Origin of the sequence: Streptococcus mitis, assembly GCF_905187535.1 — a bacterium.
Taxonomy (GTDB): domain Bacteria; phylum Bacillota; class Bacilli; order Lactobacillales; family Streptococcaceae; genus Streptococcus; species Streptococcus mitis_BS.
Window position 1 is genome coordinate 24091 of the sequence record NZ_CAJJIE010000028.1, and the last position, 12592, is coordinate 36682.

13 protein-coding genes and 2 other annotated features are annotated in these 12592 nt (G+C 43.0%); of the genes, 12 read left to right on the forward strand and 1 reads right to left on the reverse strand.

Annotated elements, in window-relative coordinates:
• Positions 1–79: 79 nt before the first annotated feature.
• The 10 genes from JQ841_RS03545 (at position 80) to trpA (ending at position 10204) form a co-directional block, all read left to right on the forward strand.
• Positions 80–772 carry a sugar transferase gene (locus JQ841_RS03545; protein ID WP_203180132.1) on the forward strand — a complete coding sequence of 231 codons (693 nt, stop codon included), beginning with the start codon at positions 80–82 and terminating at the stop codon, positions 770–772.
• Between the two features lie 42 nt (positions 773–814).
• Positions 815–2044 (forward strand): DegT/DnrJ/EryC1/StrS family aminotransferase, encoded by a 1230-nt coding sequence (locus JQ841_RS03550; RefSeq protein ID WP_203180133.1) that lies wholly within the window; start codon positions 815–817, stop codon positions 2042–2044.
• Positions 2045–2084: 40 nt separating this feature from the next.
• Positions 2085–2310 (forward strand) — a binding site (T-box leader).
• Between the two features lie 162 nt (positions 2311–2472).
• Positions 2473–3651, forward strand: a complete 1179-nt coding sequence (gene trpB, locus JQ841_RS03555; protein WP_203180134.1) for a tryptophan synthase subunit beta — start codon at positions 2473–2475, stop codon at positions 3649–3651.
• Positions 3648–3873: a binding site (T-box leader), on the forward strand. It overlaps the preceding gene by 4 nt.
• Positions 3874–3944: 71 nt before the next feature.
• On the forward strand, positions 3945–5306 hold the full coding sequence (gene trpE, locus JQ841_RS03560; RefSeq protein ID WP_203180135.1) for an anthranilate synthase component I: 1362 nt from the start codon (positions 3945–3947) through the stop codon (positions 5304–5306).
• A complete protein-coding gene (locus JQ841_RS03565) occupies positions 5303–5869 on the forward strand; it encodes an aminodeoxychorismate/anthranilate synthase component II (protein ID WP_000601916.1) in 567 nt (188 codons plus the stop codon). The genes trpE and JQ841_RS03565 overlap by 4 nt, the downstream gene beginning before the upstream one ends.
• Positions 5870–5879: 10 nt before the next feature.
• Entirely contained in the window at positions 5880–6884 is a 1005-nt protein-coding gene (gene trpD / locus JQ841_RS03570) for an anthranilate phosphoribosyltransferase (RefSeq protein ID WP_033684824.1), read from the forward strand.
• A complete protein-coding gene (gene trpC / locus JQ841_RS03575; protein ID WP_024057632.1) occupies positions 6881–7648 on the forward strand; it encodes an indole-3-glycerol phosphate synthase TrpC in 768 nt (255 codons plus the stop codon). The genes trpD and trpC overlap by 4 nt, the downstream gene beginning before the upstream one ends.
• On the forward strand, positions 7635–8234 hold the full coding sequence (locus JQ841_RS03580) for a phosphoribosylanthranilate isomerase (RefSeq protein ID WP_020901643.1): 600 nt from the start codon (positions 7635–7637) through the stop codon (positions 8232–8234). Before trpC ends, JQ841_RS03580 begins: the two co-directional genes overlap by 14 nt.
• On the forward strand, positions 8212–9435 hold the full coding sequence (gene trpB / locus JQ841_RS03585) for a tryptophan synthase subunit beta (RefSeq protein WP_203180136.1): 1224 nt from the start codon (positions 8212–8214) through the stop codon (positions 9433–9435). Before JQ841_RS03580 ends, trpB (JQ841_RS03585) begins: the two co-directional genes overlap by 23 nt.
• Positions 9428–10204: a tryptophan synthase subunit alpha gene (gene trpA / locus JQ841_RS03590; RefSeq protein ID WP_094753351.1), complete on the forward strand. Its 777-nt coding sequence runs from the start codon at positions 9428–9430 to the stop codon at positions 10202–10204. The genes trpB (JQ841_RS03585) and trpA overlap by 8 nt, the downstream gene beginning before the upstream one ends.
• On the opposite strand, the gene JQ841_RS03595 is transcribed toward trpA, so the two are convergent.
• Entirely contained in the window at positions 10176–10835 is a 660-nt protein-coding gene (locus JQ841_RS03595; RefSeq protein WP_094753350.1) for a prepilin peptidase, read from the reverse strand. The genes trpA and JQ841_RS03595 overlap by 29 nt on opposite strands.
• A gap of 69 nt (positions 10836–10904) precedes the next feature.
• Between JQ841_RS03595 and JQ841_RS03600 the strand changes: the two genes are divergently transcribed.
• Together JQ841_RS03600 and JQ841_RS03605 are read left to right on the forward strand one after the other, a co-directional pair.
• The gene (locus JQ841_RS03600; RefSeq protein WP_203180218.1) at positions 10905–11360 is read left to right on the forward strand and encodes a GNAT family N-acetyltransferase; all 456 of its coding nucleotides are present in this window, start codon (positions 10905–10907) and stop codon (positions 11358–11360) included.
• Between the two features lie 180 nt (positions 11361–11540).
• Positions 11541–12536: a LacI family DNA-binding transcriptional regulator gene (locus JQ841_RS03605; RefSeq protein ID WP_173213096.1), complete on the forward strand. Its 996-nt coding sequence runs from the start codon at positions 11541–11543 to the stop codon at positions 12534–12536.
• The last annotated feature ends 56 nt before the right edge of the window (positions 12537–12592 follow it).

The window sequence follows — 12592 nt, forward strand, 5'->3', positions numbered from 1 at the left end:
TTCTTTCACCGCCTTTTCCATTTTGTGGTATAATGAAAAATGTTGACAAATAGTATAATAAAAACAAAGGAGAAACAGCATGCTGAAATGGGAAGACTTGCCCGTGGAAATGAAATCAAGCGAGGTTGAGTCTTACTACCAGCTTGTCTCTAAAAGGAAGGGTTCGCTGATTTTTAAGCGTTGCTTGGACTGGGTTCTAGCCGTAGTCTTGCTGATTCTGACCTCTCCTATCTTTCTCATCTTGAGCATTTGGATCAAGTTGGATAGCAAGGGGCCAGTGATTTATAAGCAAGAGCGCGTGACCCAGTACAACCGACCTTTCAAGATTTGGAAGTTCCGTACCATGGTGACGGATGCGGACAAAAAAGGGAGTCTGGTGACTTCTGCTAACGATAGCCGCATTACCAAGGTTGGCAATTTCATCCGCCGTGTGCGTTTGGACGAACTGCCTCAGTTGGTCAATGTCCTTAAAGGAGAGATGTCCTTTGTCGGTACACGACCTGAAGTGCCACGCTACACTGAGCAGTACAGCCCTGAAATGATGGCGACCTTGCTTTTGCCAGCAGGGATTACCTCTCCAGCCAGCATCAATTACAAGGATGAGGACACTATTATCAGTCAAATGACGGAGAAAGGTCTGTCAGTTGACCAAGCCTATGTCGAACACGTCCTTCCTGAAAAGATGCGCTATAACCTCGACTATCTCCGAGAATTTAGTTTCCTTGGAGACATCAAAATCATGTTTCAAACCGTGTTTGAAGTGCTAAAATAAAGTAATCATGAGAAAATGAGTACAGATAAAAGGAGCAAATCAATGCCAAATTACAATATTCCATTTTCACCACCCGATATTACAGAAGCAGAAATTGCTGAAGTTGCGGACACCCTTCGTTCTGGTTGGATTACAACTGGTCCAAAGACAAAAGAACTAGAGCGTCGCTTGTCTCAATATACACAGACCCCTAAGACTGTCTGCCTCAACTCTGCAACTGCCGCTCTTGAGTTGATTTTGCGTGTCTTGGAAGTTGGGCCTGGTGATGAAGTCATCGTTCCAGCCATGACCTATACAGCTTCATGTAGTGTTATCACGCACGTAGGAGCGACCCCTGTCATGGTGGATATCCAAGCAGATACTTTTGAGATGGACTATGACTTACTGGAGCAAGCTATCACTGAAAAGACTAAGGTCATTATTCCGGTTGAGCTTGCGGGGATTGTTTGCGACTATGACCGTTTGTTCCAAGTTGTGGAGAAGAAACGTGATATCTTTACTGCTTCAAGCAAGTGGCAAAAAGCCTTTAACCGTATCGTGATTGTTTCTGATAGTGCCCATGCTTTGGGATCTACTTATAAAGGGCAACCAGCCGGTTCTATCGCTGACTTTACTTCCTTCTCATTCCATGCGGTTAAGAACTTTACAACTGCGGAGGGAGGAAGTGCTACTTGGAAAGCCAATCCAGCGATTGACGACGAAGAGATGTACAAGGAATTCCAAATTCTTTCCCTTCACGGACAAACTAAGGATGCTCTTGCCAAGATGCAACTGGGTTCATGGGAATACGATATCGTCACACCAGCCTACAAGTGTAATATGACCGATATTATGGCTTCCCTTGGTTTGGTACAATTGGACCGCTACCCAAGTTTGCTAGAACGTCGTAAGGAGATCGTGAACCGCTATGATCGTGGTTTTGCAGGTTCTCGTATCCATCCATTGGCACACAAGACTGAAACTGTCGAATCTTCACGCCACCTCTACATCACCCATGTAGAAGGAGCGAGTCTAGAAGAACGTAATCTTATCATCCAAGAATTGGCCAAAGCAGGAATTGCAAGTAACGTCCACTACAAACCGCTTCCGCTCTTGACAGCCTATAAGAATCTTGGCTTTGATATGGCGAATTATCCTAAGGCCTATGCCTTCTTTGAAAATGAAATTACGCTCCCTCTTCACACTAAATTAAGCGATGAAGAAGTGGACTATATCATTGAGACTTTCAAAACAGTTTCTGAAAAAGTGCTAGCTTCATCAAAAAAATTGTAAAAAAGCCTTGACAAAGAAGAAACAAAGTATTAAAATAAGTTCAACAAATCAGAAAAGTAACTATTTTTGATCTTCAGGGAGCCTGTGGTGATTGTGAACAGGTGGTTGGAAGTAGTGAAAGTGGGCTGATTTTAAAAATGAATTTGAAACAATGAAAATTCGGTGCGCACACCTTACAGTGCAACTTGTTGTTAGACAAGGCAGAGATGTAAAGGGGAATAGTCCCTTTATAATTGAGGTGGCACCGCGTTACCAACGCCCTCACACGGAATTTAATTCTGTGTGTGGGCTTTTTTGTATCCGTCGTTTTGTTTATCTTTTATTAGGGCGTTAAGTCGCTTTGATGAACTTGAGTTCTATCTGCAGCTCCTTGCCTACTACTAAAAGCAAACAAAAAGGACGGATTAATATGGAAAGAGGAAAATTTTATGACAACTAAAGGTTATTTTGGACAATTTGGTGGTAGTTTTGTACCGGAGCCGATTCAGGCTTTGTTGGATGAGTTGGAAGTGACATTTGACAAGTACAAGGATGATCCAGAATTTTTGGCAGAATTTCGTCATTACTTGAAGGACTATTCCGGTCGCGAAACACCGCTCTATTTTGCAGAAAGTTTGACAGATCACTTAGGTGGCGCTAAGATTTATCTCAAGCGCGAAGACCTTAACCACCTTGGTTCTCACAAGCTCAACAACGTTTTAGGACAAATTCTTTTGGCCAAACGTATGGGCAAAAAACGAGTGATTGCGGGAACAGGAGCTGGTCAGCACGGTGTTGCGACAGCAGCGGCTGCAGCCAAGTTTGGTATGGCTTGTGATGTCTACATGGGGGCAGAAGATGTGGAGCGTCAACGTCTCAATGTTTTCCGTATGGAGATGATGGGAGCAACTGTTCATGCAGTTGAAACGGGAACACGAACTCTTAAGGATGCGGTTGATGCAGCCTTTGGAGCATGGATGAATGATTTGGAAGCCTTCTACGTTTTGGGATCTGCTGTGGGACCTCACCCTTATCCTACCATTGTCCACGAGTTCCAAAAGGTTATCAGTGAAGAATCTCGCCGTCAAATCTTAGAAAAAGAAGGACGCTTACCAGACTACGTTATTGCTTGTGTAGGTGGTGGTTCCAATGCCATCGGTGCTTTTTCTCAGTATGTGGCTGATGAAGAAGTTAAATTGGTTGGGGTCGAAGCTGCTGGACATGGACTTGACACAGACAAGCACGCAGCTACTATGACAAAAGGTAGTATCGGAATTGTCGACGGCATGAAGACTTATGCAGTCTTTAAGGAAGACGGAGAGTTGGCTCCAGTTTACTCTATCTCAGCTGGATTGGACTATCCAGGGGTTGGCCCAGAACACGCCTACTTTAAAGATTCAGGTCGCGTGGAATATGTCGCTGCGACAGACGAAGAAGCTGTTCAAGCCTTGCTCCTCCTCAGCAAGACAGAAGGAATTATCCCAGCGATTGAAAGTTCGCATGCCATCGCAGAAGCAGTTAAACGTGCACCGAAACTAAGTAAAGACGACATTATCATCATCAATGTCTCTGGTCGTGGAGACAAGGACGTAGCTGCGATTGCAGACTACCTAGAAGCTAAAAAATAAAAGATGGAAAAATTACAGTCTTTTCTCTCACAGAGAGCTTGTGGTTGCTGGAAACAAGCAGAGAAAGCTGTAAGGTTGGGTCCATTTGAAACAAGAGAAGAAAACATAATTCTCAAGGGAGTGCCCTTTATCGCACAGCCTGTTACAGAATCTTTCTAAGACAGGGATGAGAGATAGGAGAAATCCTATAATTGAGGTGGCACCGCGAATTTCGTCCTCACGCAAGTTATTTTGCGTGGGGATTTTTCATACAGTCACCACGGACTAGAAGTAGAACTGAAAGGGAAATTACAATGGAACGAATCATTCATGGAGATGTCTTATCGCCAATCTTGGCTTATATGCGCCTAAAGGGGCAACACAAGGTTATCTTAGAGAGTATTCCGAGAGACAAGGAAACAGCTCGTTTTTCTATCCTAGCCTATAATCCTGTTTTTGAGATTAAGTTTGAAAATGGAGTTCTCTATCAAAATGGGCAAGTGATTGATCAGGATCCCTTGGATTTCCTTTATGAAGTGACTCATAAGAGCCAGCACCATTCAGACCTCCCTTTTGGTGGGGGAGCCATTGGTTTTGTTGGTTACGATATGATTTCTCTTTATGAAGAAATAGGTCAAATTCCTGAAGATACAATTGGAACGCCAGATATGCATTTCTTTGTCTATGAGAGTTACATGGTCTTTGACCATAAGAAGGAAAAAATCCATGTTATCGAGGATGCTCTCTATAGTGAGCGTAGTCAAGAAGACTTGGAAAAAACCTTGAACCAAGTGCTTGAGGAATTACACATTCCTGCTCCAAATGAATTTGAAGACTTGGATTTATCTCCGCTCGACTTCAAACCGCATATCGCTCCTCAGAAGTTTGAGGAAATGGTGGAAAGAGCTCGTGACTTGATTCGTAATGGAGATATGTTCCAATGCGTGCTCAGTCAGCGTTTCTCAGCAGAAGTTACTGGAAATCCATTTGACTTCTACAGAAATCTCCGCGTGACCAATCCATCAAATTACCTCTATTTCTATGATTTTGGAGATTATCAAATCATCGGTGCCAGTCCTGAAAGTTTGGTTTCTGTCAAAAATGGCATCGTGACAACCAATCCGATTGCGGGAACGCGACCAAGAGGAGCAACGGAAGAAGAGGATAAGGCTTTGGCGACAGATTTACTTTCTGATGAGAAGGAAACAGCAGAGCATCGAATGTTAGTAGACTTGGGTCGTAATGATATTGGCCGCATCTCTGAAACGGCCAGTGTCCAAGTCACCAAGTATATGGAAGTGGAGCTCTTCCGTTATGTTATGCATTTGACCAGTGTGGTCAAGGGGCGTTTGCTTCCAGAACTCACTGCTATGGATGCCTTGAAAGCAACACTTCCTGCTGGAACTGTTTCTGGAGCACCAAAAATTCGCGCGATGAGACGCATCTATGAACTGGAAACGGAAAAACGTGGCGTATACGCAGGAGCAATCGGCTACTTGTCTGCGACGGGTGATATGGATTTCGCCATTGCCATCCGAACCATGATTCTAAAAAATCAAACAGCTTATGTGCAGGCTGGGGCAGGGATTGTCTACGACTCCATTGCCCAAAACGAATACCAAGAAACCATTAACAAAGCAAAATCTATGACTAGAATTGGAGAACTAAGACCATGATTTTATTAATTGACAACTATGATTCTTTTACTTATAACTTGGCCCAATACATTGGGAATTTTGCAGAAGTTCAGGTCTTGAGAAATGATGATCCCAGGCTGTATGAAGAAGCTGGAAAAGCAGATGGTCTGGTCTTTTCGCCCGGTCCTGGTTGGCCAGTTGATGCTGGAAAGATGGAAGACATGATTCGTGATTTTGCTGGCAAGAAGCCGATTCTTGGGATTTGTTTGGGCCACCAAGCTATCGCAGAAGTCTTTGGCGGTAAGCTAGGCTTGGCTCCCAAAGTCATGCATGGGAAACAGAGCAATATCAACTTTGAAGCGCCATCTGTTCTGTATCAAGGTATCGAGGATGGCCGTGCAGTCATGCGTTACCACAGTATTTTGATTGAAGAAATGCCAGAAGACTTTGAAGTGACAGCTCGTTCGACTGATGACCAAGCCATCATGGGAATTCAACATAAAAATCTACCGATTTATGGCTTCCAGTACCATCCAGAGAGCATTGGAACGCCAGATGGCTTGTCTTCTATTCGGAATTTTATCGAGAAGGTTGTAAAGTGAGGAAACTAGGATGAAAGAGATTATTGAAAAACTAGCAAAATTTGAAAATTTATCAGGTGTGGAAATGACGGATGTCATTGAGCGTATCGTAACTGGCCGTGTAACGGAGGCGCAGATTGCTTCTCTCCTTTTGGCTCTTAAGATGAAGGGGGAAACACCTGAGGAACGCACAGCCATTGCCCAAGTCATGAGAGGACATGCCCAACATATTCCAACTGAGATTCATGATGCCATGGACAACTGTGGTACAGGTGGGGACAAGTCTTTCAGCTTTAACATCTCCACAACTGCAGCCTTTGTCTTGGCTGGTGGTGGTGTTCACATGGCAAAACACGGTAATCGCTCGATTTCTTCTAAATCTGGTTCTGCAGATGTCCTCGAAGCCTTAGGCATCAACCTAGACCTCAAACCAGCTGAATTAGGTAAGGTCTTTGATAAAACTGGTATCGTCTTTCTCTTTGCTAAAAATATGCACCCAGCAATGAAATACATCATGCCAGCTCGTTTGGAATTGGGAATTCCAACAATCATGAACTTGACTGGTCCTCTGATTCACCCAATGACTTTGGAAACACAGCTTCTTGGTATTAGTCGTCCAGAACTTCTAGAAAGTACAGCTCAGGTTTTGAAAAATATGGGTCGCAAACGTGCTATAGTGGTTGCTGGTCCAGAAGGATTGGACGAAGCTGGTTTGAATGGAACAACCAAGATTGCCCTTCTTGAAAATGGCGAAATCACCTTGTCAAGCTTTACTCCAGAAGATCTAGGGATGGAACGCTACGCTATCGAAGATATTCGTGGAGGCAACGCTCAGGAAAATGCAGAAATTTTGCTCAGAGTTCTTAAAAATGAACCAAGTCCATTCTTGGAAACGACAGTTTTAAATGCTGGTCTTGGTTTCTATGCTAATGGCAAGGTAGCTAGCATCAAGGATGGAGTTGCCTTGGCCCGCGAAGTCATTGCTAGTGGCAAGGCCCTTGAAAAACTCAGACTGTTACAGGAGTACCAAAAATGAGTCAGGAATTTTTAGCACGAATTTTGGAGCAGAAGGCGCGTGAGGTCGAGCAGATGGAGCTGGAGGAAATCCAGCCCCTGCGCCAGACCTATCGTTTAGCTGACTATCTAAAACAACATCAAGACCGTTTACAGGTAATCGCAGAAGTCAAGAAGGCTAGCCCTAGTCTGGGAGATATCAATCTAGATGTGGATATTGTGCAACAGGCTCAGACTTATGAAGAAAACGGCGCAGTGATGATTTCTGTTCTGACAGATGAGGTTTTCTTTAAAGGGCATTTGGATTATCTGCGGGAGATTTCCAGTCAGGTAGAGATTCCGACGCTCAACAAGGACTTTATCATCGATGAAAAGCAAATCATCCGTGCTCGCAATGCTGGTGCGACAGTTATCTTACTCATTGTCGCTGCCTTGTCAGAAGAACGTGTCAAGGAACTCTATGACTACGCGACAGAGCTTGGTCTGGAAGTCTTGGTGGAGACTCACAATCTAGCTGAACTAGAAGTGGCCCACAGGCTTGGTGCTGAGATTATTGGGGTTAATAACCGCAACTTGACCACCTTTGAGGTCGACTTGCAGACCAGTGTAGATTTGGCTAAACATTTCAAAGATGATTGCTTGTACATTTCTGAATCTGCTATTTTCACAGGGCAGGATGCGGAACGAGTAGCACCATACTTTAACGGAATTTTGGTAGGGACAGCTCTTATGCAGGCAGAAGATGTAGCCCAGAGAATCAAGGAGTTGCAGATTGACAAAGGTTAAAATTTGCGGATTATCTACCAAAGAAGCGGTGGAAACAGCTGTTTCAGCAGGAGCAGACTACATCGGTTTTGTCTTCGCACCTAGTAAAAGACAGGTGACCTTGGATCAGGCTACTGAGCTGGCAAAGCCCATTCCTGCTAATGTTAAGAAGGTTGGCGTATTTGTTTCACCAAGTCGGGCAGAATTGCTAGAAGCGATTGAAAAAGTTGGCTTGGACTTGGTTCAAGTTCACAGTCAGGTGGCAGATGATTTGTTTGAGAATTTGCCTTGTGCCAGTATTCAGGCTGTGCAGGTAGATGGAGAGGGTCATGTACCCAATTCTCAGGCAGATTATCTCCTCTTTGATGCCCCTGTGGCTGGGAGTGGCCAGACCTTTGATTGGGGTCAACTGAATACGATTGGACTAACTCAGCCTTTCTTTATCGCAGGTGGGCTTAATGAAGACAATGTCGTAAAAGCAATTCAACATTTTACTCCCTATGCAGTCGATGTATCGAGCGGAGTGGAGACAGATGGACAAAAAGATCAGGAAAAGATTAGAAGATTTATAGAGAGGGTAAAGAATGGCATATCAAGAACCAAATAAAGATGGATTTTACGGAAAATTCGGTGGACGTTTTGTCCCAGAAACATTGATGACAGCAGTTTTGGAGTTGGAAAAGGCTTATCGTGAAAGTCAGGCAGACCCAAGTTTCCAAGAGGAATTAAACCAACTTTTGCGCCAGTATGTGGGGCGTGAAACTCCTCTTTACTACGCAAAAAACTTGACCCAGCATATCGGCGGAGCCAAGATTTATCTTAAACGTGAAGACCTTAACCATACAGGGGCCCACAAGATTAACAATGCCTTGGGACAAGTTCTTCTGGCTAAACGCATGGGTAAAAAGAAAATTATCGCTGAAACAGGTGCTGGTCAGCACGGTGTGGCAACTGCAACTGCTGCAGCCCTCTTTAACATGGAATGTACTATCTATATGGGTGAAGAGGATGTTAAACGCCAAGCCCTCAATGTGTTCCGTATGGAACTTTTGGGAGCTAAGGTCGAGGCTGTGACAGATGGTTCGCGCGTGCTCAAGGATGCGGTCAATGCAGCCCTTCGTTCATGGGTAGCAAATATCGATGATACCCATTATATCCTTGGTTCTGCCTTGGGGCCTCATCCATTCCCAGAAATCGTTCGCGACTTCCAAAGTGTCATCGGTCGAGAAGCTAAACAACAGTACCGCGACTTGACAGGTCAAGATTTGCCAGATGCCCTAGTAGCCTGTGTTGGTGGTGGTTCTAATGCCATCGGTCTCTTCCATCCATTTGTGGAAGATGAGTCTGTAGCTATGTATGGAGCTGAAGCAGCAGGACTTGGTGTGGATACAGAGCACCACGCAGCAACCTTGACCAAGGGTCGTCCAGGTGTTCTTCACGGTTCCCTCATGGATGTGCTCCAAGATGCCCATGGTCAAATTCTTGAAGCCTTCTCGATCTCAGCAGGTTTGGACTATCCTGGTATCGGTCCAGAGCATTCTCACTACCACGATATCAAACGTGCCAGCTATGTTCCTGTGACAGACGAAGAGGCCTTGGAAGGATTCCAACTCTTGTCTCGTGTGGAAGGGATTATCCCAGCCTTGGAATCTAGCCATGCGATCGCCTTTGCAGTGAAATTGGCCAAAGAACTTGGACCAGAAAAGTCTATGATTGTCTGTCTATCAGGTCGTGGGGACAAGGATGTGGTTCAAGTCAAAGACCGCTTGGAAGCAGATGCAGCAAAGAAGGGAGAAACTTATGCCTAAGACACTAACAGAAAAATTAAACGCTATAAAAGCAGCTGGAAAAGGAATTTTCGTTCCCTATATCATGGCTGGAGACCATGAAAAAGGTTTGGATGGACTCGGAGAAACAATTCACTTTTTAGAAGATTTGGGTGTTTCGGCTATTGAAGTTGGTATTCCCTTTTCAGACCCTGTTGCAGATGGACCTGTTATCGAAGAAGCTGGCTTGCGCAGTTTAGCCCACGGGACTTCTACCCAGGCTTTGGTTGAAACCTTGAAAACCATTGAAACAGAGGTTCCGCTGGTCATCATGACCTACTTCAACCCCCTCTTTCAGTACGGTGTGGAGAATTTTGTTAAAGGTTTGGCAGATACAGCGGTTAAGGGCTTGATTATTCCAGACCTGCCTCATGAGCATGCCAACTTTGTAGAGCCTTTTTTGGCAGACACAGACATTGCTTTGATTCCTTTAGTAAGCTTGACCACAGGGATTGAGCGTCAGAAAGAGTTGATTGAAGGGGCAGAAGGATTCGTCTATGCAGTTGCCATCAATGGGGTGACAGGGAAATCTGGCAATTATCGTGCAGACTTGGACAAGCACTTGGCACAATTGCATCATGTGGCTGATATCCCAGTCTTGACAGGTTTTGGCGTATCTAGTCAAGCCGATGTAGAACGCTTCAATGCGGTGTCAGATGGTGTTATCGTTGGTTCGAAAATTGTAAAAGCTCTCCACCAAGGAGAGCCAATTCAGGACTTTATCAAACAAGCAGTAGCTTACCAAAAATAATTACACAAGCCGCGAGTAAGAGGAAGGGCACGAAAGGAAGTCTTTCCTTTTTCTTTTGCAGGAGAAAGGCTAGGATCCCTGTTGCAGAAGCAAACTGAATCAAGATAAGTAACTCCGTTGCGCTAAAGACGATAGCACAAGAAGCTAAAAAGAGAAAATCCCCTGCGCCCATGCGGATATCGATAAAATGAGCCACAATTCCAAGGACAAGGAAGAGGACCATGACTAGATTCCAGCCAGAGAAAGCCATGAGGATTAGGTGAAAAGTCAGCCAGACTAGTAAGGGATATTCCTGATGACGGAAGTCGTAGATGCCCAGAGTCAAACCAGCAGTGATTAGGATGACTTGCCCCAAGGAAAGAAATCCCCAAGAGCAAACCAGAAAAAGGAGACCTAAACCTAGTTCAAGAAGGGCATACCAGACTGGATAAGGAGCCTTGCAGTAGCGACAGCGAAAGCGATTGAAGACCTGTGAGAGAATCGGAATCAAATCTAAGGGATGCAAGCGAGTCTGACAGGCATCGCAGTGGCTAGCTGGTAGGATAATGGATTGCTCTGGAAAACGGTCAATGACCAAACCAAGAAAGGAAGCGAGAATGCTCCCGACAAGAAAAAAATAAAAATCAATCATACTTATCTATTCGTAAAAAATAGGAGAAGTAGTATAATGGAGAAACATAGACAAGATAGTGAGGTCGAGATGACAATTCGTTTTGAAGAAAATGTGAGCACAGAAAATGCTCAGCTCGTATGCCAATGGTCCAACTCCCTGGGGAAAGATTTTCAGGAACAATGGATGGGACCAAAGATTCCTTTTCCCTTGACAATTCAAGTCTTGCAAGAGTTGGAAGGAATCTTTTCAATCTTTGAAGGACAAGAGTTTGTGGGGGTTATCCAGAAAATCAGGCAAGAAGACAGCAATCTTCATATTGGACGCTTTTTTATCAATCCCCAGAAACAGGGACAAGGCTTAGGTAGGCAGGCTTTAAGGAAATTTGTTAGTTTGGTCTTTGAAAATGGAGACATAGGTAGTATTTCTTTAAATGTCCTCGAAGCAAATCAAGCAGCCCAGCACCTTTATCAAAAAGAAGGATTTGAAATCGTTCAAATGGTTGAAGCACCTGTACGAAAATACATCATGAAAAAGGGGAGATAGAAGCAAACAAAGTCTTTTCCTGTTTTATGTAGATGTTTACATATGAAAATTGAAGTATTTTCAAAAGCTAATTGGAGTGATTTTATTCATGATAGGAAAAAGGATCTGGACAAAAATGATTGAGAAATAGTTGCTAAAAAAGCGTTTGCATGATACTATATATTGAAAGGAGGTGATAATATGGTAGAACAAAGAAAATCAATTACCATGAAAGATGTTGCTTTAGAAGCAGGAGTTAGTGTTGGAACAGTTTCACGTGTGATTAATAAGGAAAAAGGCATTAAAGAAGTAACTTTAAGGAAAGTTCAAAGGGCTATAAAAACATTGGACTATATCCCTGATAATTATGCTCGAGGTATGAAAAAGAATAGAACAGAAACTATCGCTTTGATTATTCCGAGCATCTGGCATCCGTTTTTCTCGGAGTTTGCCTATCATGTTGAGAAAGAGTTATTAAAATATAATTATAAATTATTTATTTGTAACGCTGATAGCGATTCACAAAATGAAATCGAATATATCGAAATGTTGAAACAAAATAAAGTGGATGGAATTATTGGTATTACATATTCTGATATTGACAAATATATTTTATCCGATTTACCGTTTGTAAGTATAGATAGACATTTTTCGGAAAATGTATGCTATGTTACTTCAGCAAATTACAAAGGAGGACAAACTGCAGCAGAGGAACTGGTTAGAAGGGATAATAAGCACCTTGCTTTTATTGGTTCAATTAATATGTATGAGAATGAGACTATACTCAGAAGTAAAGGATTCAGAGAAAAAGCTAAGGAATTAGGAGTAGATGTCTATAATTTTGAAATGAAAGAACCTTTAATAAATCCTGAAGATCAGATAAGAGTTTTTTTGCAATCTCATAAAGAAATTGATGGTATATTTACAATAAATGATATGATGGCTCTGAGAGTTATTAGTGTTATGAAAGAACTGGGGAAAATAGCACCTGATGATTACCAGATAATTGGGTTTGATGGTTTAAAAACTTCTGTCGATCAATCTTATCTAGTGTCTACAATAGTTCAAGATATTGGTATGATGGCAAAAGAATCTGTTGCAATGATACTGAAAATGATTAAGCGAGAAGAGATTCTAGAAAAACGAATCGTAATTCCCACATATTTTTGGGGAGATAAAACAACAAAAAAAATTTAAAAAGCGCTTGACAATTAATGAAAGCGCTGTTATAATATAATCAACAAATGAAACGT

What these genes read in the sequence shown, in the direction of transcription:
- JQ841_RS03565 (WP_000601916.1), top strand. Translation starts at nt 5,303, where the DNA reads ATGATTTTATTAATTGACAACTATGATTCTTTTACTTATAACTTGGCC.
- trpE (WP_203180135.1), top strand. Translation starts at nt 3,945, where the DNA reads ATGGAACGAATCATTCATGGAGATGTCTTATCGCCAATCTTGGCTTAT.
- trpB (WP_203180134.1), top strand. Translation starts at nt 2,473, where the DNA reads ATGACAACTAAAGGTTATTTTGGACAATTTGGTGGTAGTTTTGTACCG.
- trpD (WP_033684824.1), top strand. Translation starts at nt 5,880, where the DNA reads ATGAAAGAGATTATTGAAAAACTAGCAAAATTTGAAAATTTATCAGGT.
- trpC (WP_024057632.1), top strand. Translation starts at nt 6,881, where the DNA reads ATGAGTCAGGAATTTTTAGCACGAATTTTGGAGCAGAAGGCGCGTGAG.
- JQ841_RS03595 (WP_094753350.1), bottom strand. Translation starts at nt 10,835, where the DNA reads ATGATTGATTTTTATTTTTTTCTTGTCGGGAGCATTCTCGCTTCCTTT.
- JQ841_RS03605 (WP_173213096.1), top strand. Translation starts at nt 11,541, where the DNA reads ATGGTAGAACAAAGAAAATCAATTACCATGAAAGATGTTGCTTTAGAA.
- trpB (WP_203180136.1), top strand. Translation starts at nt 8,212, where the DNA reads ATGGCATATCAAGAACCAAATAAAGATGGATTTTACGGAAAATTCGGT.
- JQ841_RS03600 (WP_203180218.1), top strand. Translation starts at nt 10,905, where the DNA reads ATGACAATTCGTTTTGAAGAAAATGTGAGCACAGAAAATGCTCAGCTC.
- JQ841_RS03545 (WP_203180132.1), top strand. Translation starts at nt 80, where the DNA reads ATGCTGAAATGGGAAGACTTGCCCGTGGAAATGAAATCAAGCGAGGTT.
- JQ841_RS03550 (WP_203180133.1), top strand. Translation starts at nt 815, where the DNA reads ATGCCAAATTACAATATTCCATTTTCACCACCCGATATTACAGAAGCA.
- trpA (WP_094753351.1), top strand. Translation starts at nt 9,428, where the DNA reads ATGCCTAAGACACTAACAGAAAAATTAAACGCTATAAAAGCAGCTGGA.